This window comes from Trichocoleus sp. DQ-A3 (genome assembly GCF_039961975.1).
Classification (GTDB): domain Bacteria; phylum Cyanobacteriota; class Cyanobacteriia; order Cyanobacteriales; family FACHB-T130; genus FACHB-T130.
Map to the genome: position 1 here is coordinate 24,104 of NZ_JAMPKC010000025.1, position 24,296 is coordinate 48,399.

General features: G+C 47.1%; 22 protein-coding genes. 11 read left to right on the forward strand and 11 right to left on the reverse strand.

Annotated elements, in window-relative coordinates; genetic code table 11:
- Nucleotides 1–19: 19 nt before the first annotated feature.
- Nucleotides 20–1,414, reverse strand: a complete 1,395-nt coding sequence (locus NDI44_RS23805) for an MFS transporter (RefSeq protein WP_347276914.1) — start codon at nt 1,412–1,414, stop codon at nt 20–22.
- Between the two features lie 826 nt (nt 1,415–2,240).
- Here NDI44_RS23805 and NDI44_RS23810 point away from each other — a divergent pair.
- Nucleotides 2,241–3,455: a pentapeptide repeat-containing protein gene (locus NDI44_RS23810; protein ID WP_190414724.1), complete on the forward strand. Its 1,215-nt coding sequence runs from the start codon at nt 2,241–2,243 to the stop codon at nt 3,453–3,455.
- An 821-nt stretch (nt 3,456–4,276) separates the two neighbouring features.
- Nucleotides 4,277–5,491, forward strand: coding sequence for a pentapeptide repeat-containing protein (locus NDI44_RS23815; RefSeq protein WP_348235323.1), 1,215 nt, complete (start codon nt 4,277–4,279; stop codon nt 5,489–5,491).
- 97 nt (nt 5,492–5,588) lie between these two features.
- Here the strand turns inward: NDI44_RS23815 and NDI44_RS23820 are convergent, their stop codons facing one another.
- The 3 genes from NDI44_RS23820 to NDI44_RS23830 form a co-directional block, all read right to left on the reverse strand.
- Entirely contained in the window at nt 5,589–5,810 is a 222-nt protein-coding gene (locus tag NDI44_RS23820; protein ID WP_190414726.1) for a hypothetical protein, read from the reverse strand.
- A 94-nt stretch (nt 5,811–5,904) separates the two neighbouring features.
- Nucleotides 5,905–7,401 (reverse strand): DUF4157 domain-containing protein, encoded by a 1,497-nt coding sequence (locus NDI44_RS23825; protein ID WP_190414766.1) that lies wholly within the window; start codon nt 7,399–7,401, stop codon nt 5,905–5,907.
- A 498-nt stretch (nt 7,402–7,899) separates the two neighbouring features.
- On the reverse strand, nt 7,900–8,232 hold the full coding sequence (locus NDI44_RS23830; RefSeq protein ID WP_190414727.1) for a hypothetical protein: 333 nt from the start codon (nt 8,230–8,232) through the stop codon (nt 7,900–7,902).
- A 124-nt stretch (nt 8,233–8,356) separates the two neighbouring features.
- Here NDI44_RS23830 and cbiD point away from each other — a divergent pair, with 124 nt between their 5' ends.
- Nucleotides 8,357–9,517, forward strand: a complete 1,161-nt coding sequence (cbiD, locus tag NDI44_RS23835; RefSeq protein WP_190414728.1) for a cobalt-precorrin-5B (C(1))-methyltransferase CbiD — start codon at nt 8,357–8,359, stop codon at nt 9,515–9,517.
- Nucleotides 9,518–9,755: 238 nt separating this feature from the next.
- Nucleotides 9,756–11,303, forward strand: a complete 1,548-nt coding sequence (gene guaA / locus NDI44_RS23840; protein WP_199292247.1) for a glutamine-hydrolyzing GMP synthase — start codon at nt 9,756–9,758, stop codon at nt 11,301–11,303.
- Between the two features lie 200 nt (nt 11,304–11,503).
- Here guaA and NDI44_RS23845 read toward each other — a convergent pair whose 3' ends face one another.
- Complete coding sequence (locus NDI44_RS23845; RefSeq protein ID WP_190414767.1) at nt 11,504–12,436, reverse strand: cation diffusion facilitator family transporter; 933 nt, start codon at nt 12,434–12,436, stop codon at nt 11,504–11,506.
- Nucleotides 12,437–12,581: 145 nt separating this feature from the next.
- Here NDI44_RS23845 and NDI44_RS23850 point away from each other — a divergent pair, with 145 nt between their 5' ends.
- On the forward strand, nt 12,582–12,923 hold the full coding sequence (locus NDI44_RS23850; protein ID WP_190414730.1) for a hypothetical protein: 342 nt from the start codon (nt 12,582–12,584) through the stop codon (nt 12,921–12,923).
- A gap of 247 nt (nt 12,924–13,170) precedes the next feature.
- Nucleotides 13,171–13,563 carry a hypothetical protein gene (locus tag NDI44_RS23855; protein ID WP_190414731.1) on the forward strand — a complete coding sequence of 131 codons (393 nt, stop codon included), beginning with the start codon at nt 13,171–13,173 and terminating at the stop codon, nt 13,561–13,563.
- Between the two features lie 421 nt (nt 13,564–13,984).
- Here NDI44_RS23855 and NDI44_RS23860 read toward each other — a convergent pair whose 3' ends face one another.
- From NDI44_RS23860 to NDI44_RS23875, 4 genes are all read right to left on the reverse strand, one after another.
- Nucleotides 13,985–14,227, reverse strand: coding sequence for a DUF4327 family protein (locus tag NDI44_RS23860; RefSeq protein ID WP_190414732.1), 243 nt, complete (start codon nt 14,225–14,227; stop codon nt 13,985–13,987).
- Between the two features lie 295 nt (nt 14,228–14,522).
- Nucleotides 14,523–16,193 carry a glycoside hydrolase family 3 N-terminal domain-containing protein gene (locus NDI44_RS23865; protein WP_190414733.1) on the reverse strand — a complete coding sequence of 557 codons (1,671 nt, stop codon included), beginning with the start codon at nt 16,191–16,193 and terminating at the stop codon, nt 14,523–14,525.
- Between the two features lie 5 nt (nt 16,194–16,198).
- Nucleotides 16,199–16,600, reverse strand: a complete 402-nt coding sequence (gene rbfA, locus NDI44_RS23870) for a 30S ribosome-binding factor RbfA (RefSeq protein WP_190414734.1) — start codon at nt 16,598–16,600, stop codon at nt 16,199–16,201.
- 51 nt (nt 16,601–16,651) lie between these two features.
- Nucleotides 16,652–16,858 carry a DUF751 family protein gene (locus NDI44_RS23875; protein WP_190414768.1) on the reverse strand — a complete coding sequence of 69 codons (207 nt, stop codon included), beginning with the start codon at nt 16,856–16,858 and terminating at the stop codon, nt 16,652–16,654.
- 362 nt (nt 16,859–17,220) lie between these two features.
- Here NDI44_RS23875 and NDI44_RS23880 point away from each other — a divergent pair, with 362 nt between their 5' ends.
- The 3 genes from NDI44_RS23880 (at nt 17,221) to NDI44_RS23890 (ending at nt 20,146) form a co-directional block, all read left to right on the forward strand.
- Complete coding sequence (locus tag NDI44_RS23880) at nt 17,221–18,054, forward strand: DNA adenine methylase (RefSeq protein WP_190414735.1); 834 nt, start codon at nt 17,221–17,223, stop codon at nt 18,052–18,054.
- Nucleotides 18,055–18,212: 158 nt separating this feature from the next.
- A complete protein-coding gene (locus NDI44_RS23885) occupies nt 18,213–18,881 on the forward strand; it encodes an SOS response-associated peptidase (RefSeq protein WP_190414736.1) in 669 nt (222 codons plus the stop codon).
- Nucleotides 18,882–19,054: 173 nt separating this feature from the next.
- A complete protein-coding gene (locus NDI44_RS23890) occupies nt 19,055–20,146 on the forward strand; it encodes a DUF3616 domain-containing protein (RefSeq protein WP_190414737.1) in 1,092 nt (363 codons plus the stop codon).
- Nucleotides 20,147–20,341: 195 nt separating this feature from the next.
- Here the strand turns inward: NDI44_RS23890 and NDI44_RS23895 are convergent, their stop codons facing one another.
- The gene (locus NDI44_RS23895) at nt 20,342–21,382 is read right to left on the reverse strand and encodes an SGNH/GDSL hydrolase family protein (RefSeq protein ID WP_242037147.1); all 1,041 of its coding nucleotides are present in this window, start codon (nt 21,380–21,382) and stop codon (nt 20,342–20,344) included.
- Between the two features lie 281 nt (nt 21,383–21,663).
- Here NDI44_RS23895 and NDI44_RS23900 point away from each other — a divergent pair, with 281 nt between their 5' ends.
- Nucleotides 21,664–21,861: a hypothetical protein gene (locus NDI44_RS23900; RefSeq protein ID WP_190414739.1), complete on the forward strand. Its 198-nt coding sequence runs from the start codon at nt 21,664–21,666 to the stop codon at nt 21,859–21,861.
- Nucleotides 21,862–22,062: 201 nt separating this feature from the next.
- On the opposite strand, the gene NDI44_RS23905 is transcribed toward NDI44_RS23900, so the two are convergent.
- Nucleotides 22,063–23,445: a cytochrome P450 gene (locus tag NDI44_RS23905; RefSeq protein ID WP_190414740.1), complete on the reverse strand. Its 1,383-nt coding sequence runs from the start codon at nt 23,443–23,445 to the stop codon at nt 22,063–22,065.
- A gap of 217 nt (nt 23,446–23,662) precedes the next feature.
- On the opposite strand from NDI44_RS23905, the gene NDI44_RS23910 reads away from it, so the two are divergent.
- Nucleotides 23,663–24,295 carry an AAA family ATPase gene (locus NDI44_RS23910; RefSeq protein WP_190414741.1) on the forward strand — a complete coding sequence of 211 codons (633 nt, stop codon included), beginning with the start codon at nt 23,663–23,665 and terminating at the stop codon, nt 24,293–24,295.
- Nucleotide 24,296: the final 1 nt, after the last annotated feature.

Below are 24,296 nucleotides of genomic sequence, written 5' to 3' on the forward strand. Positions count from 1 at the left end.
CAACCCCTAACCCCTACCCTTATTCTGATCCATTTGTCAGTGGATCTACAGTAATTGGGGCCCGAAGCGGTACAAGTTGCAGTTTCGGCGAAATGAGCGATCGCCAAACCTTCCGAATCGGATGACTGCGATGCTCCTTGACAAAGACTAAAGGCAGGATAGCCACAAGTCGTAAAACAGCAGACAGAGCAAACACGGTTGGCAAGCCACCGAAATTGTCCAACTCAGCCAGAAATCCCCCGACAGTCGTTCCCAGTGCGCCACTGACACCCGCAACCGCCGCAGCGATCGCAAAGTAAGCAGATTGATGGCGTCCTGCTGCCACAGCCATTTGCAAATTGTTGGTACACAAGTCAATCGCTGCCCAGGTGCCACCCATGAACAGGTGTAAAAGCGGGAACCAAACCCAAACCGAAACTGGGTCAGCTCCCAGCCCCAGCCAGAGTAAAGGTGTCAGTGCTGCCAACACCCCCACAAATACCAGAAGTGGACGATTCCCAATTCGGTCTGCCAGCTTCCCCCATACCACCATCATTACCAAGGTAGCCGCCGCCGTTAAGCTGCTATAGAGCGTTACCCAGCTGACATCGATATTCAGGTTGTCCAGCAGATAGAGACCGAAGAAAGGAGTGCAGATATTAACCGCAAATGCCCAAAAGCTAAAGTAAAGCAGAAACCTGACAAAATTGCCATTTTTGAGCAGAGCGATCGCAGTTCCCCAACGCTCAGTTTCCCCTGCCTCGTCAGCAGTGCCGTGCTGCGTCTGGGGATTCACATCCACCATGAAAAACTGACAGCCCAAACTAATTAACCCAATGATCACTCCCAAGAACAAGACCACACCGTATCCCTGAAGCGGCCCGCCAGGCCAAACCGACACGGCTAGACCGAGCAGGGGTACGGAGAGCAGAGTGGTCAAGCTGATAGCACTGTTGCGAAAGCCAAAATATCGCCCCCGCAACTGTTCCGGAACCAACGCCGCCATCCAGCTGAGCCAGTTAGCACTGCCCAAGCTGCCAATGATATTGGTTGCCAAGACGATTGCTAATGTCCAGCTGACCAGGTTGGGCGAATTCGTTGGGTGCCAGCAACTCCAACCAATTCCCGCCACTAAAATTAGCCACAGCAGCCGCGACGGGCCGTAGATCCAGACATTAAACCAGTGGCGACTGATGGTTCGTTCTGACAGATACGCTCCCAGTGGTTGCAGCAAATTCACCAGCATGGGGACGGACGACAACATCCCAATCTCCATTGGGCTTGCACCTAATTGGAGTAAGAAATTACTGAGCAGGACGCCGCCGGTAATGCCGCCAAACACGACAGCAAAGACAGCATCCCAAGTAGACGCTTTTAGGCTAGACCGAATTACCGGTTTGGAAAGTTTGGAAGGTGAATTGGAAGAAACTACCAGCGGGGAAGCGGCGGGAGTTTCTAAAACCTCCAAAGCTGGAAGAGATACGGTTTCAGCTGGGACTTGCAACGGTAAACTCCTCGACTGGTTTAGATAGGCTGGAATAGGGAACCACTGACTTTGTCTCTATTAAAGAACCCTCTTGCCGACAGCACGGACGACAGCCTTGTCTGTCTTGGCTCGAAGATGGACGTTTTAGAAGGATAGACTGAGAATTCTAGGTTGGGCAGCTTCCCGCAGTCAGATAACTTTCTCAATCCTTTGAAACAAACATTCAAAATAATTAAATCTCTCTGCCGCTAGTTAATAAATGGTAGCAATTGTGTATCAGACCAGTGGACGTAAAACCAATACATCTTCACTTAACCTTTCCCCTAGAAAACGCTGATTTCGTGGTTTCCCCTGGCCTTGTAAGGAAGGATTCAGGGGTTAGATTTGTCTGAGTGGAGGAAAAATTGAGCGCCAAACTTTTCTCCCTTAAACATCCCTTTCCCACTTTTTCTACCCAAAGACGGACTGGCGAGTAACAGCACTTGAAATCTCGGTTCTCTTCGTCAGAGTAGAGTCGCTGCCTCTTCTAGGGTTCCCAAGAAACCTCAGTGAATATCTACAAGCCGGTTAATGAATTGCTCGAACTGCCATTGTCCAAAGCCTTTTCTTTCAGAAAACGGCGATTTCAGTAGTCTTTTGAGAATTTGTAACCAGTATCATCTCTATATCAGGGCGCAGGAGAACCGATTTAAACCGCCAAGACATCGTTGGTACCCTTTAGGGGTGCCTAACCAAAAATCATCGCATCTGCCAAAAGAGAGGGGAGCTGAAGTGCATGGCAAACAAGCAACAGCGAGCTTTACTCAAGCAAGGAGTAGAAGCTTGGAATAAGTGGCGTAAATTGAGTCCGGGAATCCCGCCAAATTTAATTGGAGTCGATTTACGCCAGGAAGATTTGGGTGGAGTTAACCTGGCGGGGGCGTCTCTGTGCAGTGCTGACCTGAGTGGAGCCAATCTGATGCAGGCATCTCTGCATCGAACAGACCTTCGGGGTGCGGATTTGAGGGGAGCATCCCTGAGTAAAGCGGACTTGTCAGAGGCAGATATCACTGAAGCTAATCTCAGCGAAGCCTACCTCTTTGAGGCGAACCTGAGCCGAGTAAACCTTGAAGGTGCAGATATGCACTGGGTCTACCTGGGTAAAGCTGATTTGTCTGGGGCGAATTTGGTTGGGGCGAACCTTAGAGAGGTAGATATGCGGGGAGCCAATCTAATCGGGGCGAACCTCCGCGAGGCGGATTTGTTTAAAGCGAATCTAATTGGGGCGGATTTACAAGGAGCCGATCTGCGCGGGACGAATTTGGGTGAGGCTAACTTAATGGGGGCAAGGTTGCTCAAGACTAACTTTGAGAATGCAAACCTAGAGGGTTGTTTAGTTTATGGGATTTCGTCTTGGGGGTTAAAGTTGGAAGGAGCCAACCAGTCAAATTTGGTGATTACTCCGCCAGATTATCCAGCGATCGCACTGGATAATCTGGAAGTGGCGACATTTATGTACTTGTTGCTGAATCACCAGAAAATCCGCGAGGTTTTTCCCTCAATAGCCTCCAATATCGTGCCGATCTTGGGCAGCTTCAAAGCAGATGGGCGGAAAGATTTATTGGAGGGGCTTCGCAATGCCCTTCGCCAACATGACTATTTGCCTTTGTCGGTGGAGTTGGAAAAAGCAGCGACGCCTGAACTCGCAGAGGCAATCTCCACCGTAGTTGGGATGGCGAAGTTTATGATTGTGGATTTCACGGACGCTAGCAGCATCCCCCAAGAATTACTGAAAATTCTCCAGGGTATCCCTTTGGTGCCGGTGCAACCGTTAGTACAAGTGGATAGCGTGGATAGCAAAGAGATAGCTGTGTTGAAGGAGTTTCAGGAATATCCTTACGCTCAACCCATTTACCAGTATCAGAATCTTGAAGATGCGATCGCTTCTGTAGAAGAAAAAATTATTGCCCCTGCTGAGGCAAAGGCGAATGATTTACTGAGCGGACGTTAGGGATGCCAATCCCTTACCTCTACGATGGCTGACGCTGATTTGATTGTTTGCTGAAATCGCCATCTTGCTTAGAATGTCTTCCGTAACTACGGAAACGGGGTTCGTAGCTAAAACTACAAACTACCGTCTCTATTGGCATGGCACACCTGGTAAGTTTTTCCGGAATTTGCGGGCGCGTGTCGAAAAAAACTGGCAAGGCTCTTGACAAAGCTCTGCTTACTTCGGCGGAAACTGAGTTTTAATTTTACCGAGTAGTTTTTCTAGAATTGCGTACCGAGCGGATGAGCGATCGCGAAGCCGATAACAAAGCGATTAAACTGACAAATGTTTTTCACCTTATCTAAGAGCGGCTAAAAAGCAATCACAGTATGCTTTTTAGCCTAAATAAAACCCTTGGCAGTATCGCTAAATGCGATCGCTTTTCCCCTCTTCTTCTGGTGTGCCCCCGTAATCTCACGTAGTTCAAAACAAAAGCCTTTTTTGTTGTTTTACATATTATGTCATTCTTGTCTGTATGCTTAGTAACATTTATGGCGAATTTTATCTTTAAGCTCAGTAAATATACTACTTGTTTAAAGATTGTGTAAATATGTACTCTTAATGGTAGTCAGACTCAAGGCGTATTCCTTAAGATATAGATCATCAAATTAAACCATTTACGTGTAATTACGTAGTTACTTAATTTGTTAAATCCAAAATCACAAAAATTAGCTGCCTGCAAAAGCGTAAAGTCGCTGGTCGCAATCACTTGAAGTATGTTTGGATATCTGAGTTCAAGTCCTGAATGTTTCTGAATTTAGAGAGGATTTATGGAAAGCTATATGGTAAAAAACAACATAGATTTTAAAACAAACCCGACAGGAATTGAAATTGAAACCCGGTTGAAAAATCGGACAAATAAGCAACAATTGGATCTGCTCAGACAAGGAGTGAAAGCCTGGAATGAGGAAAGACAACAGAATCCTCAAATCCGACCAGACCTAAAGATGGCTAACCTTAAACGAGTCAACCTCAGCACAGCCAATCTCAGCGGGGCAGACCTCTCCTTAGTCAACTTCAGCGGGGCTAATCTGACCTCGGCTAACCTGAGCGGAGCCAACCTTAGCAGAGCCAACCTCAGCGGGGCAGACTTGAGATGGGCAGACCTCAGCGGCGCACTCCTAGATGGGACAGACCTCAATGGCGCACTCTTAAGTGCTGCCAATCTCAGCAAGGCAAAATTCAACAAAACCAACTTAAAAAGGGCAGTCCTCAGCGGAAGCAACTTGAGCAATTCAGAAATCAGTGAAGCCAACTTCAGTGGGGCAGACCTGAGATGGGCAAACCTGAGACGAGCAGTCGTCAGCGTGGCAGACTTCCGCAAGACAGACCTGAGATGGGCAAACTTGAGTGAGGCTCAGGTGGTGCGGACAAATCTAGAGGGAGCCAACCTTGAGGAGTGTTCAATTTATGGGATTTCCACTTTGGGATTAAAACTGAAGGGAGCCAAGCAGTTGAGCCTAGTCATCACTACTTTTGGCGAACCCGCGATCGCAGTGGACAATCTGGAAGTTGCCGAGTTTATCAGTCGGCTGCTCAACACTCAAAAAATCCCCCATTTTAATAACACTATCTCTTCTAAAGTCATACTGGTTCTGGGTCGCTGCACCCAGGAGCGCAAGCCAATCTTGGATGCACTTCGCAAATATAACTATTTGCCGGTGGTTATAGACTGCGAGACATCGACAAGTAAAGACCTGACGGAAACCATCTCGACGCTGGCTCAAATTTCGCGGTTCATCATTGCCGATCTCACCGATCCTAGAAGTATTCCTCAAGAATTGCACGCCATTATTCCCAATCTGCAATCGGTGCCGGTGCAGCCATTGCTACATACTTCAGCCCAGAAAGAATACGCGATGTTTGAAGATTTCCAACGCTATCCTTGGGTGTTGGAAACATATTGGTATAACGCTTTTGAGGAAGCGATCGCCTCTTTTAAGAACAAAGTCATTGTCCCTGCTGAAGCGAAGGCAAGGGCTTTATTAGGCGGTTGATTGAGATCGGTGGCAACTTGCGATAACAATCATTGATCGATCGTTATCTTCTACCTGATACCTTACCCCTGCACGATGATTGCAGGGGTTTTACTGCCTATGATGCTTGTTGACGCAGTTTTTCGACATACTGCTCAAACTCTTGCTCAGAAACATAATCTATTTCCCCGTCTCCCAAAGTAATCTTTGAAAGATACTGCATTGCACGCTTAAACTCGCCAGTATCCCACTCATAGGCAAGAACATCCATGCCCCCGTCTTCCGTCTCGATAGCTTTAACGGGTCGATCTCCTACAATGCAGTAGAGTGGTAAGTCCATAATATGATGATCCGCTAGTTAACTTGATTCGCTGCTTGTACCGATTCTATTGAGTGCATACCGACATTACTTTGAGTTATCCAGTCAATGTCAATCATCCACCCGCGTTAGCTAAAGCCTGATCGTAAAGTGCTTTTGCTTCTGCATTAAGCTGATCAATTTTTGCTTTTTCTTCTGAGCTTAAAGCCCGATCGGCTGTTTGAGCTGCTGCCTCTATTTTCCGAACCTCTTCGTATATTTTATGCCCTGCACCTGACTTAACCTCTAGAATTTGGGTTAGATGGAGTTGCAATTCCGCAATATGACCATTTGATAGCTGAACGTTTAGAAGAATATCGCGATAGCCAGCTGGGGTAGGTTGTGCAAAGCGATTCTTTTCTCGCACCAGCGTTAAATTTCTATTGCAGACATCTAGCCCACCCATTAAGCCAGGAAATGACTTGTAAACTATAGAACCGCGTGCAATATCTACTAATTTAGAAACATCCCCCTTGTAATCAGCCATTGTTTTCTCCATTGCTCGTTCTCGCCCTTTTAAGGCTTGAGGTAGCTTTGCCACCCCAGAGGTCTCACTGGCAATTTGAGTGACTTTTTCGTACAGTTCCGGTTGAGCTTCTTCTGCTTGTTTGTAGAGTTTGTCTAAATCTCCTGCCACATCTCCACTAAATCCTGCTGTTGACTGTGCAGGACTTTGATCGCCTTGGCGCTGAATAACGGACTTTTGCTGCGGTTGCAGCGATCGCTGTACTGCACTACCATTCTGCTGAACAACGTGCGTCAACTCGTGGGCAATCAACTCCTGCCCACCCCGGCTTCCCGGCTCATACGCTCCCGCCCGGAAGAAAATATCTTGCCCAGTCGTAAATGCCTTTGCCTGGATTGAGCGATTCAACTGGTTAGATTGAGCATCCGTATGAATCTTCACCCCGCTGAAGTCAGCCCCAAACGCCTGCTCCATCGGTTCGCGAATACTCTGCGCCAGTGGCTGTCCGCTTCCTCGTGCCTGTTGGATGCTTGCTTCAAGATCCGGTGAGGCGGGTTTCCCATCCTCACTAGACTGACACTGTATCATCGGCTTCATCTGGAGTTCTTTTTCTTCTTCCTCTTCTGGCATCACCTCGCGTTGCAGGGTGGGTACATCCAACTTTCTCATCAATTTGTTTTGATGATTCGGGATTCCCTGTTGATGCATCGCGTTGGAGCTTTGCACCATGCCCGCTTTTATGGTTTGAGCCAACTGACTTTCGGGCTGGCTAATATCCCTTCCATAACTCGGCATCGGTGCATGAAGCCGCTGCACCACTTCTGCTGCTGTCTTGTCTGCTTCCTGTTCGTATTTATCCCCTGGCTCTCCAATCGTGAGTTTCGGTTGAATCGGTGGCGGTGTTGAGCTGTTAGGAGCAGATATAGAGATATTGGCGAAATTGTGACCAAAGCGCTGGGCACTTTCCAGTTGTGCCTGTAGGTTTGGTGTTTCGTGAGTTTGGGGTTTCTCCTGAACCGGGAAAGGGCGCGGCTTAAACTGGTTGTTGACGGGTACGAAAGTAGAATTTTGCGGAGCTTTTTGGGGGTCGTGCGATCGCGTTGCCATAGTCACAAATAACTTCTTTTATTTAGTTCAGTTAAGGAATAATTGAGAGCCATCAGGCTCATAGATAGAACCTAAGCGAGAACTCACGCTGTAAGTAGAGTATATTTACGGATTTTCTAATTTCGGAGAGTTAGATATAGCAACACAATGTAATAAATCGACTGTTGGAGAAGAAATCTATACCACCCAAATGTTGAGTTGAGAACCGTTTTTCCTAGTCAATTCGTTAAGGCGATCGCTTTAATGACCAATAACAAGCGAATGGATTCTGAAAAGACTGCCATTGCTGAATTCACGTGTACTGATGAAGTGACTCCTGAACCGGACAAAGCAGTAAGGTGAGGCGTTAACTTTGTCCGCTCCAAAAAAATATGCTTTTCTATCTTGGCTCACAACTGGGATGATTGAGCGGTTCTCACTTGTATTTAATACATCGGGAGGTTAACACAGCTAGCTCTGTGTTAACCTCCCGATGTACTGAACGCTCATTGACAACGGCTATAACGCAAAGTTGTTCTGAGCCGATTCCAGAACGGTTTGCGTCGCCACATCCAGAAATTCAATCGAAAGATTCTTGCCTAGTGCTACGGCTCGCTTCATTCCAGTCAGTAAGCACTTGACTCCGTCCCTTTTCACGGCGTTGACTGACAGCAGATCTACTACGACAGTGTCAGTTGCCAACTCCAAGGCTTGCTCTAGAGACTTGCTGAAAGCGGGGCTGGTGATACTATCTAGACAACCGCTGGGTCTTAGCACCACTGTGCTAGGGCGAATTTCCTGGCAGCTAACTTGAGCGCGGGGCTTGGTGACTGAGTTCATAATGGCTTTCATGGGATTTTCTAAAACGTGTCGTCAATCAAAGAACACAACCTATCTACAAACACATTCCAATAAAATCCCGAAGGTTCTGATGTCAAATGTCACGCTTGTCAGTGTTTGCGATCGCTATTAAACAATGATCTGTCCCCAACCCCGGTCTGGATATACATTGCCCGTGTTTGCCTGTGCCGCTGCTGTTGCCGCCTTGCGCTGGTTGCAGCAAGGAGCGTCACCGTTGGACGCCGTGCCAGTAGATTTAATTGAACCCGCCGAAACGGTGTTGATTCCGATTGAGCAGGTTGCCGGTATCGGTGAAGGGATGGCGTTAGCGATCGCTCGTAGCGATCCTGGCGATAACCTTGACCTTACCCGCAACACGCCAGTCTGGGCGCTGGTAGAAATTAAAAATCAAGGATTAAAAATTAATAATGAACAAAAAGAGTTTTTAGATCCTCCGCCCTCAGTCACGATCAAAGGCGGTGAAGGGATCGGGCGTTTGGTGAGTGCTGACGATCAACCTGCTATTTATCGTTATGCTCAGCGGCTGATCCGAGAGAATTTGGAGCGGATGCTGGAACCTGACGAGAAAATCCAGGTGACGATTATTTTGCCAGAAGGGCGTAAACTCGCTCAACGCACCTCAAATGAAGCCTTTGGGGTTGTGGAAGGACTCTCCTTACTCGGAACAAGCGGCATTTCCCAACCGCTGAGTGCCCCCGGACAACTGGAGGCTTTCCGCGAGGAACTGCAACAGAAGGCTAACTGTTTTGATTGTTTGGTGTTTTGTATCGGGGAAAATGGCTTAGATTTAGCCCAGCGGTTGGGAATCAATCCAGAAAGAATGATTAAGACAGCGAATTGGCTGGGACCATTGCTAGCATCATCAGGAGTGCAAAAAGTCAAGAATATCTTATTATTTGGCTACCACGGAAAATTGATGAAACTTGCGGGTGGGATTTTTCACACTCATCATCACTTGGCAGATGGACGTCAGGAAATTTTGACCGCTCATTGTGCGAATCTCGGTTTACCAACGCCGGTATTGCAGGCAGTTTTGAAGAGTGCCACTGCTGAAGACGCCTTGAAATACCTGCGCCAATTGGATGCAGCAGGTAGTACCGATTGGGTGGGGCAAGTTTATGGCGCGATCGCTCAAAGCATTGACAAGCGATCGCACGATTACATCCGCACTCACAGCGAACAACTCGTTACGGTCGGTTCCGTCCTGTTTGACCGCGATCGCCAAATTATCGTTAAAAGTAAAACAGGTACCTCGTTACTGTATCAAGTGTGTTAGTTTTATATGAATACACATCAACTTAATAAATAGCAATAAAGAAGTTTTTTATCTGCCGCTATTGTCAGTGGCGTAATCGAATCATGGAAGACTGGCTAATAGCAATAAACAATTAGCCAGTTTTTAATCCATTAAAGACTATCTGTACATCTGTACTCTACCTACTCAGGATAAGCCGGTGACTCTCCAGACTGAAACACCGCCTCAAATCGAGTATTTGGGGCAACTAAATCGCCAAATGATTGTGATTCTTGACTTCGGCTCTCAGTATTCTGAACTGATTGCCCGTCGGATTCGGGAAACACAAGTTTACTCGGAAGTTCTTTCCTATCGCACCACTGCCGAACAGCTACGACAGCTAAATCCCAAGGGGATTATCTTCTCTGGTGGCCCAAGTTCAGTGTATGACACGGGTGCCCCCCATTGCGATCCGGAAATATGGAACCTGGGGATTCCCGTCCTGGGAGTCTGTTACGGGATGCAGATAATGGTGCAGCAATTGGGTGGGGAAGTCACCAAAGCTGACCGGGGTGAGTATGGCAAGGCGTCGCTATTGATTGACGATCCCACAGATTTGCTCACCAATGTGGAAGATGGCACGACCATGTGGATGAGCCACGGGGACTCTGTAACCAAGATGCCGTCGGGGTTTGAAGTGTTGGCACACACGATAAATACGCCAGCCGCAGCGATCGCTCATCACGAGAAAAAGCTCTACGGAGTTCAATTCCACCCTGAAGTCGTTCACTCAATTGGGGGAATTGCCTTAATCCGTAACTTTGTCTATCACATCTGCGACTGCGAACCGACTTGGACAACCGCGGCGTTTGTTGAGGAGTCGATTCGAGAGATTCGGGCAAAAGTCGGCGATAAGCGGGTGTTGCTAGCACTTTCTGGCGGCGTTGATTCTTCCACGCTTGCCTTTTTGCTGCACAAGGCAATTGGCGACCAACTGACGTGCGTATTTATCGACCAAGGCTTCATGCGTAAGTATGAACCAGAACGGTTGGTGAAGCTGTTCCACGAGCAATTTCACATTTCTGTCGAGTATGTGCAAGCACGCGATCGCTTCCTCAATCAAATTGAAGGAATTAGCGATCCTGAAGAAAAGCGTCGCCGCATCGGGCACGAATTTATCCGCGTATTTGAAGAAGAATCTCGACGCCTTGGCCCCTTTGACTACCTTGCCCAAGGTACTCTCTACCCCGACGTGATTGAATCAGCCGACACGAACGTCGATCCCAAAAGTGGCGAACGGGTGGCAGTGAAAATTAAGAGTCATCACAACGTCGGCGGCTTGCCCAAAGACTTGCGCTTCAAGTTGATCGAACCTTTGCGAAAATTGTTCAAAGATGAAGTGCGAAAAGTCGGTCGCTCGATTGGATTGCCAGAGGAAATTGTACAGCGGCAACCCTTCCCTGGTCCCGGACTGGCGATTCGCATTTTGGGCGAAGTGACGGCAGAACGGTTAAATATCCTGCGGGATGCTGACTTAATTGTTCGTCAGGAAATTAATCGCCAGGGGATGTACCACGACTTCTGGCAAGCTTTTGCCGTGTTGCTGCCGATCCGCAGCGTAGGCGTAATGGGCGATCAGCGCACCTACGCTTACCCGATTGTCTTGCGCTTTGTTTCTAGCGAAGATGGCATGACGGCAGACTGGGCGCGTGTTCCCTACGATTTGTTGGAAACGATTTCCACCCGAATTGTGAATGAAGTTCGGGGTGTGAATCGAGTGGTTTACGATATTACTTCTAAGCCACCTGGAACTATCGAGTGGGAATAATAAAGTAGTAAGAATTTTTAACGCAAAGGTACCCAAAGGTTAGCGCCAAGGTACGCAAAGTTTAAGAGACGGAGTGAAAGCTCTGTCTCTTTTTGGCTTGAAAGAGCGGTTCAACTGGATTTTGAAATAAATTATGTTTTCTTTAACTTTTGTGGAAAACTCGTAAAATTCTGTGGAAAAGTCCCCTCATCTGTGGAAAACTACCTAGATTTTGATTCTGCTTCGTAGGTAATTTGATCGGATTGGTAAGCAGGTGGCTCGATGTGAATCAAAATTCGGACGGGGCTAAATCTTTCTTTTAGGCGGTTCTCGACTTCTTCTGTAATTTGGTGGGCAGTTTCTACATCGGTGACGTCTACAATCAAGTGCATTTCGATGAATACCTGACGCCCAACAACGCCTCTAGAAGCAATTTCGTGACAATTAATCACTCCTGGAACTTGGATGACGATCCCATGAATGGCTTCGGGCGCGATCGCCATCTCATCGACTAGCCAGGGCAAATTATCTTTAATCACGTTCCAACCACTGCGAAACACTAACAAGGCAACGGGAAAGGAGAGAATAATATCCAACCACTGAAGTTGCGGCAGATTCAATACCTGTCCTTGCCAGACGCCAATCAACCCACCCAAAACAGCAATTGTCACCCAGACATCGCTCATGGTGTGCTGGGCATCTGCAATTAAAATGGGGCTGCCTACCTGCTGCCCAACATGGCGTTCGTAGAACGTGACAAAAATATTCACGCCCAGCACAATCAGCAGCAACCACAGCTCTGAGGGGGAAATGATGACGGGTTTACCACCACCGCTGAGAATTCGCTCAATTGCCCCTTGCAGAATTTCAAAGCAGGCAATTCCTAAGAAGGCGGCAATTCCTAACGCTCCCACGCCCTCAAATTTCTGGTGTCCGTAAGGATGATCCCGATCGGGTTGGGGCGAAGAAAATCGGCTGGCAATTAATCCCAAAATGTTGTTGGCGCTATCGGTAACGCTATGCAAGGCATCCGCTAGCAAGCTGAGAGAACCCGTCCATGACCCCAGCACTGCCTTCAACATCATGACGAACAGATTGAGCAGTAGGGTAATGATTAAAACCTTACGCACTGCCGAGCGGTTATCTGCTACCACAGAATTTTCCTCACTCGCCATTTAGAGTTCAATGGCATTCAGTCTAAAGCTTGTGGCTTCACCTTGCATCTATCCTCTTGTAAATGCTGTCTGTTCTAAGTTATGAGTGATAAGTTGATTCACAATTCAAAACTCTTGATTGCTCATGTCTTCTTCAAAACTCATCCTCAACTTAGTTGAAGGTTCTGTTTCCTTCAGCTTTACGCCCCAGGCAGCCCAAGATTTACAAGGCGCGATCGCTCAATTGATGCAGAGTCTCAAAGTCATTGCAGGTGGCGGTGGCAAAACCAATCCCCAAAAACCAATGGAATATCGATACACGGGGGATGTCTTTCTAGAGATTTTCTGCAATCCTAATATCTGGCCGACTCCCTTTGCCGCTAAAGTTTTGATCTCCCTCCGAGATGACCGCATTCGCCTGACTACGGAGGCAGAACTCACTCGCTTAATTGAGGATGTTAATCAGTATTTAGAACAGATGGGCTAAAACTGGGCGGGCAAATGGTTTCTTTAGATTCTTTCTTAGGACGGATGCTACTATCCTAAGAAGTCTGCAAAATGTCCCTTTGTGTGTGCTAAATGGTAGCATTAAGACGCCAGATCCTGCGTTTGTTTACTCGCTTGGCGGAAAGCCGAAAGCTAGAAACTTAAAAGTGAGTGGTGCCGAGCGGTTATTTATCGAAAGCGATCGCTAAGGGCTGTCTAACCTTCATTCAATCTGACTGATTTATCTAATGAACTCTAATAATCTGCTGGAGTTAGTACAAAAAGGATTTCGCGTTACTTTGGGTGCAACCGCTTCTCTAGTTGAGAGCGTACAAGACACTCAAAAGCGAGAGCAAAATCTTGAGCTGTTAAAGTCAGACGTCAATCTGGTGGTTCAACAACTAGCAGAAAAAGGAGAGATTACGGAGCTTGAAGCCCGCACTTTCCTGAATTCTCTAATGGCGCAAGCCAATGATGCAGCTAGCACACAATCTTCTGGAACTCCGAGCCGCCCTGCGACAACGCCGGTGACAACGGTTGCCCAGCCAGATACGCAATTGGAGCTAGAGGAGCTAACTGCACAAATTGCTGCAATGCGAACTGAGTTAGAAAAGCTGCGCGACCCCAACTCAGGGATTTAGGTCGGGGATTGCTAGCAGCTTTATCAAAGCATTTATTAGGCTTGCTCCTAGTAGCCTATCCGAAGGTTTGTGCTGAGCAAAACGAAGGAGTTGAAGTGTTGTCACGCATCTCGGTTTGAGCAGAGATCCTGCAAAGAGATTTGCGCGATCGCAGCGCGATTGTTGATGACAACGTTACGCCAACGCTCCACAACGTTTTGCTCAGAATGGTATCTTCACTTTTTGGATAGGTCTAAGAAGCGAACTTAATTATTCGCACTAGAAAGAATCAGAATATTCTCCAAACCAGGCTAATTAAGAATCAACAGGTGAAAGAATAAAAGCAGTCTTTCCTTAAGTTGAGACAAGCGTGGAATCAAGCTTGTCCTGAGTTTCACTGTTTCCAGTGGAACTGTAGGATTGTCTTAAAGGTAAAAAAATATCAATCGTTGTCCCATTGTTCTTGCCCCATCAGATCGCCGATGCGATCGCGGAGTAAGATATTGCATCTTTCTAATTCACACTCAACACAAACCCACTCCCGTGCAGGGATGTACTGGCACAGAACGTAGATGGGTTGCTGACGAGTCACAATTCCTTTCTCCACCAATTGACGGGCTTCTTCTTGAAGAACGTCGATGGAGTATTGCACAGATGATTTAGGCGGCATTATATCAGCAGTCATGGTCTCAGCCTCGAAACTAACGAGCTACGACTATAACTTAATATAATCCAATACTGCTTAGCGCGGAAATAATTTTTGAACAGTATATCAAGTTACAAATGAATTTATTCGTTTAATAAGGATTTCAAAAGTCAGGGAACTTTGACATAAAAATATATCCTTATGCTGATGAAATTGTCGAAGAACGGGTCTATTTATAATTAAGCCTGTATTTTCAAATTGAAGACACCGTAAATAATCGGTGATAACGGTTATGACATTGATTAACAAAATTAATCAATGTGCTGCACAGTTGCTAAATGCTTAGAGCTGGGGCACCGAACAAAACTTCAAGGGCGATCGCCTGAGCTGCTGGCATCTGCCCGTAAGAAAACACACAAGGGATATGCGGGGGCAGGTGTGGGAGAAACTGTTCCAGAAGATAAGGACTGCCGTAAATCACTAGCGCTTGGAGTTCGGCATTTCCTAAGAGTTTTTTAAACAAGTCCTGAGCCAACGGTGTCAAGCCAGCACTGCCTCGGAAAGGATTCCCACGGATGAACAGCTGGAGTAGGGTTGGTTGGGCGTTTAAACCCGATTTATGATAAAACACCCAGCCAGGAATTAAGGTGGTGTGGGGATCGAGTAGTTGGAGTTGATAGCCGTGCTGTTTTGGCAGAGCCACAGCCGGTGCTTGTTTATCGAGAAAATCACAATTCAGGGTGTCATCCACCACGATTAAGTTGCGTAAGTTGCCCTGACTGGGAAGTAAAGGAATTTCGCCATGAACGACGAGTGCCTCTCGCACGATGTTGGCAGATGTGGCGAGGGCGTGTGGTTGAGCTAGTTGGAGGAGATGGGGAGGGAATGGGGAAGGCGCTGGTTGGACTTCAGGCGCGATCGCCCTTGCCTCTACAGGCGGCTGTGCTGTGCCTTGTTGGACTCGGCGCTTGGCTGTCCAGATACGCTCAACAGAGGCACGAATTCGCGCCTCTGAAATGCGTCCCTGTGCTACCGCGTCGCACACCGCTTGGATCGCACCCGCAGGATCGACTGGCATCAGCAAAATATCTGCACCGGCTTCGACAGCTAAGACTGGAGCTTCATTTGCTCCATAGCGGTTGGCGATCGCTCCCATCACCAATGCATCGGTAACAATTAATCCTTCAAATCCCAGCTGTTGCCGCAGCAGTTGAGTCAAAATCGGTTCGGAAAGGGTGGCAGGGCGTTCGGCATCCCAAGCCGGGATCAGGAGATGGGCACTCATTACGGCATCTACACCGGAGGCTGTACCCGTACCGATTGCTTCTTGAAACGGCAGTAACTCAATCTCAGCAAGTCGTGCCGGGGAATGGGGCAAGACGGGCAAATCTAGATGGGAATCCACCACCGTATCGCCATGTCCGGGAAAATGCTTAGCAGTCGTTAACACCGGATAAGCTTTCGCCCCCCGGATGAAAGCAGACGCTAGTTGAGTCACTTCCTCTGGGTTTTCGCCAAACGCCCGGACGTTAATCACTGGATTATTGGGATTGTTATTCACATCCACAACTGGCGCAAGCACCCAGTTGATGCCAATCGCGAGGGCTTCCGAGGCGATGATGCCTCCCATTTGTTCGGCGTATTTCAAGGCAAGAGAGGCATCTTTCCGGAATACTGCCCCGATTGCCATCGGTGGCGGAAACCAAGTTGCCCCAGAAAAGCGTTGTCCGACGCCTTCTTCAATATCAGCCGCGATCAGCAAGGGGGTTTTTGCCCAGTCTTGGAGTTGTTGCGATCGCAGTGCTAATTCTCCAGCACTGCCTCCCAACAAAATGACCCCCCCGACGCCCAAATCCTGCACCCAGTGTTGCAGAACTGCCGCCGGGGGTTCCCAATCTGGATACTGAATTTGGTGGTCGAACAGGTAGCCTGACGCCCGTACCACGACCATTTGCGCTACCTGTTCTGCTAGAGAGAGCGATTCCCACTCCGGCAGCAATGCCACAGATTTCAATCTTCTGCCTCAACGATGTCTTCTTCTTCCACTCTCGCAGCCGGACGGTCTTGATTAAGCTGATTCAACAAAGACAAAATGCGATCGCCCCTTTCCAGAGAACGATCTTCCTGAAACAGTAACTCTGGTGTCCGACGCAGCCGCAACCGTTGACCGAGTTCGCTGCGGACAAAGCCAGTTGCTGCTCTTAACCCAGCCATCGTTTCTACCTTTGCTTCCTCGGTGCCATAGATGCTGACGAAGATTTTAGCGTGTTGTAGGTCGCCTGACACATCCACATCGGTGACGCTGACCATGCCAGCACCCACGCGATCATCTTTGATTTCGGTTAGCAGCATTTGGCTGATTTCGCGTTTAATCAATGCGGCAACGCGAGAAACGCGGCGACTTGTAGCCATAATCATCTGCTGCCTTTAAGACAGTGTGAGCAATGCTTTTACTCATCCTACCTAAATCGGACTCACTCCCAGCATCGCCCGTAGGGTTAGGGTAATAAAAGTTAAGGCTGCCACCAGAAAGCCCATCAAAGCGATCGCGCTGGTTCGATTTTGGAGTAGCGGTTTCAACCACCCAAAGGTATAAAAGAATACCCCTAGGATAATGGTGACAAAGTAGCGGGGGTAGCGAGAGATATTTTCCCAAAAGCCATCAAACATATTATTTAAAGTAGCCGACACAAAAAGCGGCGATAAGTCACTGCATCTTAACTGGTAACATTTGTCTGCGAGTTCGACAAGCTCGGCATCGTCCCTAAATGGGGTTTCGTCGAGAGATGGTTCACCAAGCGTCCGGTGGTAGCAGGTTACTACCCACTATATTTGTGCAACCGCGACATATTGACTCATAACACATTGCCCGATAACACACGGACTCATAAGAGCGATCGGGTGTTTTGGTCGCGGTGATAGTCATTTTTTTCCTCTTGTCGAACCCGCTAGGTATTCTAAATTAAATCATATCCCCCCACTTCCACAACAACTGTTACAAACGCTTTAATTTTTTTAGATAGCTAGAAGCAATGTCAACTCAGACGACACAACAAGAAATAGCGCGTCCTTTTCTAAAATGGGCTGGTGGTAAAAGCCAGCTAATTCAGCAATATATTCCCTATTTTCCCCCAAAATTTACAACTTACTATGAGCCATTTTTGGGTGGCGGCGCTCTTTTCTTTCATTTATTGCCAAAAGTATCTATTTTGACGGATATTAATGCCGATTTGGTCAATGTTTTCCGATGTGTAAGGGATGAAGTAGAACCGCTAATTGAATTCTTGCAACAGCATCAAATGAATCATAGTAAGGAGTATTATTACTGCGTGCGATTGATGCAACCTAACACCCCTCTAGAAAGAGCTGCTCGATTTATTTACCTCAACAAAACTTGCTTTAACGGATTATATCGAGAAAACTCAAAAGGGGAATTTAATGTTCCCATTGGGAAATACAAAAATCCAAAGATTTGTAATCCAGCTTTACTTAGGGCAGTTTCCGCTGCGCTTCAGAGTGCCCTGATTGATGTTAGACCTTTTGAAGCTGTCTTGCAATCTGCAAAGACCGCTGAAGATTTTGTTTTCTTTGACCCACCTTATTATCCTCTAAGCCCTACTAGTAACTTTACCGCCTATAGCCGTAATTCTTTTAATGAAGCTGACCAAATTCGGCTTAGGGATGTCTTTGCAGAGCTTGCGAATCGTGGTGTCAAAGTGATGCTTTCTAATTCTGACTGCCTGTTTATCCGAGAAATTTACAGCAATTTTAATATTTATGAGATATCAGCTTCCAGAATGATTAATTCCAATGCTAGAAAACGGGGCAAAATATCTGAATTGTTGATCGCATCTTATGCAAAATAACTGTTTACCCATAAAATAACGTAAAGTATTTGCCGTACAATTTTATTGAATTATTGGTATTTGTTATAATAGGATGTATATATTATTCGACCGTTGAGTGTTAATTGCTCGATTGAAATAAGCTTGCAAATTTGTAATTTACCGCGTGGGATAGAAGTATGTGTGGAAGATTTACCCAAAGTAAGTCCGCTGAGACAATCGCCCAAGCATTCCAGGTAAATGATGTTCCTCTTTTGATGCCTCGTTATAATATTGCGCCCACCCAGCCAGTACAGACAGTTTTACAAAATACCGAACAGTCTCAACGACAGTTCAAAATGCTGCATTGGGGGCTAATTCCCCGTTGGGCAAAAGATCCAAAAATGGGAGCAAAACTGATTAATGCACGGGCGGAAACGGTAGCCGAAAAACCGGCTTTTCGGGCAGCTTTTAAACAACGACGTTGCTTAGTAGTCGCGGATGGTTTTTATGAGTGGAAGCAGCAAGACGGGAAAAAGCAGCCATTTTATTGTCGCGTGAATGATGGACAACCTTTCGGCTTTGCTGGTTTGTGGGAGCATTGGGAAGGAGAGGATGGTGAGGAAATAGATTCTTGCACGATTTTGACAACAGAACCCAATGAGGTAATGCGCCCGATTCACAACCGAATGCCAGTCATTCTCGATCCAAAAGATTATGATTTGTGGTTGGATTCACAGGTGCAAAAGCCGGAGTTATTACAGCCTTTGTTGCGTCCATATTCAGCAGAAGAAATGGCAACTTATCCAGTCAGCACAAAGGTAAATAAACCAATGAATGATACAGCGGAGTTGATCAATAGCCTTTAAGCGATCGCACTCTCAAGATAGTCGGGTGAGCATCGATCGCCTTACCTTCCAGTTTGCCTCCTCAAATACTTCCAAAACTTCTGTCTTCCGGTAGAGGGTAAAAACCAGTCAAGCGTGAGCTATGCTGGCAGTGATTTCTATCGAGTCCAAACCGTTTTAGGAAAGCAGCCGTTATGCCAGAAAGTTTCTTGCTCAGCCGCGTACTCATTCGCTTCAACGGCAAAGCTGATGAACCTCTTAGTCAAGATTTATCAGCGGCTGCTTTGACACCTGATGGCAGTTTGTGGGTAGGTTCTGATGAAACGAGAACGATTGAGCGCTTATCCCCTGTCGAGCCATATATCTTCAGCAAACATCAGCAATTTTTTGTAAAAGATTTCATCGATTTAGCCGATCCGGAAGGCGAAATCGATATTGAGGGAATGGATTATACAAACCATTATCTTTGGTTCATCGGTTCCCACAGTACAAAGCGTAAAAAAATAAAGGGCAAAGACCTTGAGAAGGATCTTGATAAACTAGCAACCATAAAGTTTGAACCAAACCGTTATTTACTTGCCCGGATTCCTGTAGTAAAAGGTGAATTAGTTAAATCAGTTTCTCACCCAGAGCAGCCAGATAAAAAACTGACAGCAGCCTGTCTGCAAAAAATAGGAAATAGTAACGTTCTGATAGAAGCACTCAAACAAGATCGGCACCTAGGGGCATTTCTAACAACTTCTATCCCCTCTAAAGAAAATGGATTTGATATCGAAGGCTTAGCGATTCGGGGAGATAGGATTTTTATCGGCTTGCGAGGCCCTGTACTGAGAGGGTGGGCAATTATTTTAGAGGTTGAAGTTGCAGAAACAGAGCCAGGAATTTTAACGCTGAAGAAAATTGGCAAAGATGGGAAGCAATACAAAAAACATTTTGTAGAGTTGAATGGGTTAGGTGTCCGGGAACTATGTCTGGAGGGTGAAGACTTGATCGTTCTAGCGGGACCCACGATGGATTTAGAAGGTGCGCTGAGAGTCTTCCGCCTGAAAAATGCCTTACAACGTGATGAAAACAGCATCTCTTGGCAGAAAGAGGGAGATTTGGAAGTGTTGTTTGATCTGCCTTTCAGATTTGGTTCCGATCATGCGGAAGGGTTGGCACTGTTTCCCTGTTTAGGACAACCAAATTCTCTAATGGTGGTTTATGATTCTCCGGATGAGAATAGAGTCGTGAAGCCGAATGGTATTTTTGCAGATGTCTTCAGTTTGAAGTCTCTACCTTGTTAACTCTCAGGGACACGGCATTGCCGTGTCCTTACAAACAATATGTATTGCACGTTCATTGAGAACCTCACTAATCGCTAAATGTGTTGGAGATTATTAGCCCTTAGCAAAAGAGAAAAATGCGAACTGACAAGTTAGCGATGCTAACGCGATCGCTTCCTTCGCATACCAGCCACTTAGGAAAGGGGAAATCGCTTCTTAGGATTTGTTTTTCATCCTATGAATGCGCGTCACGATTAACCCACCACCGACAGCCCCCAATATAATCCCGCCTATTGCAATAGTAGGTTCAACAGAGGTTCCAGAGACAGGGGTTGGAGAGACAGTGGTTTGAGAGCTAGAAACTGCGCGAGATTCGAGCGTAGATTTTAGCGCTGGGAATGCTAACTCTACAAATAACTTATGGGCGGCAGTCGTGGGATGAATGCTGTCCCAAAATAAATATTCGTTTGGATTGTTACATATTTTGGCTCTGCTGATACAGGCGTTGGTTACATTCGTGAAACCGAATTTTTTTGGATTGTTGGTGACTTGATTGTAAAGAGAATTGACATCAAGATAGGTGATTTTGATATCAGAGTTGAGTTGCTGACGCAAACCGTTGAGGGATGCGGCTAATCCAGAATTATGCTTCTTTGTTAAAACGTTGAGGGAGCCGGAACGTTGAGTTGTGCGCGTGCCGGGAAGCTTTCCTAAATCTGGTAAGTTAACAACTACGATATTTTTTGCGCCTGCTGCGGAGAGGGACTTCACCGCGCTCGCTAAATTGTTGATTGGCACGGTAGAGTCGGTAGCGCCTCTTAGGTAATCATTCGCACCAGCCCAGACAACATACAGAGCCTTAGGATTAGCCGCGGAATGGGTTGCCTTAAAGCTCTCGATCTGCGTCAGCAATCCAGGGGGAATCTGCTTAGAATTGCCTGTAGTCGCGCCTCCGTAGGCGAAATTCGTCTCTGTACTGGATTTTAATTTCAGCTTAGAGGCGAGATAATCTGTCCAAACCGGGCCATTGGAATAGCGTCCTTGAAAGTAGGGTGGGCTTGGGGGATATTGCCCGTTGGTAGCCTCTAATACATTGCCAACATCGGAGAGGCTATCTCCAAAAACATAAATTTGATTAAAATTCTGTGCCGAAGCCGGATTCGGAACTCCCAAAACGCTGAAGAGCGTGAGAAGCGCAAGGACGCGCCGAGGCTTTGCGATCGCTGCTTTAGCAGTAGCCATCCACAACTTTTTCATGAACATCCCCAGAAACTCCGATTAGAGCTATCACCAGCCGCTTTCTCCTTGTAGCAAAGTTTCTGGAAGATGGCTGAGCGAGTAGCGATCGCTTGACAAACTGTGCTTGTCATTTGCAATTCATCCATAAACGCGATCGCGCTTATGCTTGGGGCCTTTCAAGTCTTTACCCTAACTCATGTTTCAAAAATGTAACTTTAGCTACTTTTTACTGAAAATGTCATTAAAATATCACTTATACGGTCTTACCGCGTACCCGTTCTATCAGCAGAGGTTGTCTTATGCCAGAACTTATCTGTACTGTTCCCGTTCCCAAAACCCCGCAAGAATTGGAACAAGCCGTTGAGCAATACATCACTAGCGATATCAGCGGTACTGAACTCATTTGTAAGTGGCAAGCCATCCGCGATGCTTCCCTAGATCAAGACTTTTGCGTGCCTACTGATAGCGACCAAGTTGCAGGCGGAGACAGCTATTAAGTTACATCTATTGACACGGATTGGGCGCTTAGGAGTATGGGTTGATTAACCCCCCATTTCCGGCGTAGGGGTATGGCATCGCCATACCCCTACAGATTGGGACTTTTGTAAGTTATTTAGTCCATGTTCATTGGCAATAAATCGATAAAAACTCCCCCAGATGATCTGAGGGAGTTTGATTTTAAGTTTTCAAAAACCGAATTACACCGAGACTGGAGTATTTACAAGCTTCTTTAGCCGAGGAGTTGCAACCATTTTCATTCCTTCCGGTGCGGCTAAAGTCAAACCCCGACGTACTGGAATCACCGGACGCTTATTAACGAGCGACACTTGAAAATGCGACACAATTGTCGCGAGAACCAATTTCATTTCATACATGGCAAATGCCATCCCGATACAGCGACGATTTCCGCCACCAAAAGGCAAATACTCGTATGGAGAAAATTGCCGTTCTAAAAAGCGCTCTGGCTTGAATTGCTTCGGCTGCGGAAAAGTTTCCTCCCGATGGTGGGCTAAATAGATACTGGGGACGATAACCGTTCCTGGGGGCAATTTGTAGCCGGATATCTCAATGGGCGATCGCACAACCCGAACAAAGGTATTCGCAGCAATTGGATAGATACGAAGCGTTTCAGAGCAAACCGCTGTTAGATAGGGTAGTTTGGCAATGGCACTTGGATCTGGATCGGCGTCAACCGAGTCCAACTCAGCGAGCAGTTTGTCGCGCACCTGCGGTAATTGGTCAACCCAGTACAAAGCCCACGTCAGCGCAGAAGCGGTGGTTTCATGTCCGGCGACTAGCAGAGTCATTAACTCATCGCGTAACTCTATATCCGTCATCGGTTGACCCGCTTCATCGCGAGCAGACATCATCAAACTGAGGATATCTTGCCGATTCGGGTTAGCTTCCGCTCGACGTTCTGCAATCTGAGCGTAAATCAGTTCGTCAATTTGTTTGATTTGGCGCAGCATCCGACCCCAAGGACTCCAATCGCCTAAATCTTGTTTAAGAAACTCAAAAAAGAAGGCGCTGGAGTTGAAGCGGGAAGTCATTAAGTCCAGGGTTGAACCGATTAAGCTGCGTAGTTGTTCCAAACGCGACCCCTCATCTAGTCCAAACACCACCCGTAAGATGACGCGCAGGGTGATTTCTTGCATCGACGCACGGATGTTGAAGGGTTTGCCAACCGTCCATTGATTCATCACCTGCTCGGCGATTTCAGAGATAATCTGACCGTAAGCCCGCATCCGTTCGCCGTGAAAGGGAGGGGTTAACATCTGTCGTTGGCGCTGATGGCGATCGCCATCCAGCAGTAGCAGAGAATTTTCTCCCATTAAAAACTCTAACCCGCTGTTCCCTCGCCCAGCGTCTAACTGACTAGAATCAGCAGTGAAAATCGTTTGTAGGTCTTGGGGTTGGCTGAAATAGACAATCGGAGTCCCCTGGCTTCCCTGGATGGTGAAGGTGTCACCATAAGCTTTTGCATAATCATCCAGGTACTTGATGGGCTGAAAAATAAATTTCATTAACCGCAGCGATCGCGGAGTGTTTGGCCCCTTAGGCAGGTTATGAGTGAGTTCCATTGAGGCGTTTTGTGTTCAGAGCTATTCGATTCTATTGTGGCGAGTTTGGAGGGCGGAGTGTTGGCTTTCAACCCGATGTCCTCAGAGGGCGATCGCTTGCTTCTTATCGTAGCGATTGACAAAGATTGCGCCAGTCAAGCGCTGCGCTAAGGCACAAAAAGCTCCCCTCGATCCCATTAAGCGGTATATTCGGTGGAGTCAGCATCACAAGCGAGCAGTGCCAAGAATAATTGCGATTCTCAACGGAAAGGGAGGGGTCGGTAAAACCACTACAGCAGTCAATCTGGCTGCAACCTTCTCGGAAGAAAAACGGGTTCTTCTGGTCGATGCAGATATTCAGGGTTCGGCGACTTGGTGGGTTGAGCGTAGCGAGAAAGGAATGGGCTTCGATCTCGCTCAAGAGACAGATCCAAAACTTTTAGGTCGTTTACGTAAGATAGAAGGCTACGATTTAGTAGTGGTGGATACGCCTCCAGCATTGCGATCGGAAGCATTAGCGGCGGTAGTAGCGATCGCTGATTATCTGGTTTTACCCACGCCTTGTGCGCCGATGGATCTGGCTGTACTCATTGAGACAGTAAGGGAAACCGTCATGCCAGTTGGAATCGCCCATCGGGTACTTCTGACAAAGGTGGATGCGCGAAGTTTGGGGGAAGCACTGGAGGCTCAAAACACACTTCAAGAGCTAGGAATTCCTGCTTGCCATAGCTTTGTCCGTGCCTACAAAGCCCACGAACGAGCGGCTCTTGAGGGGGTGCCGATTCATCAATGGGCGGGGAAAAAGGCGCGGGAGGCGGAAGCAGACTATCGCCGCGTGGCTAATGAAATACAGCGTGATTGGAGAAACTAAA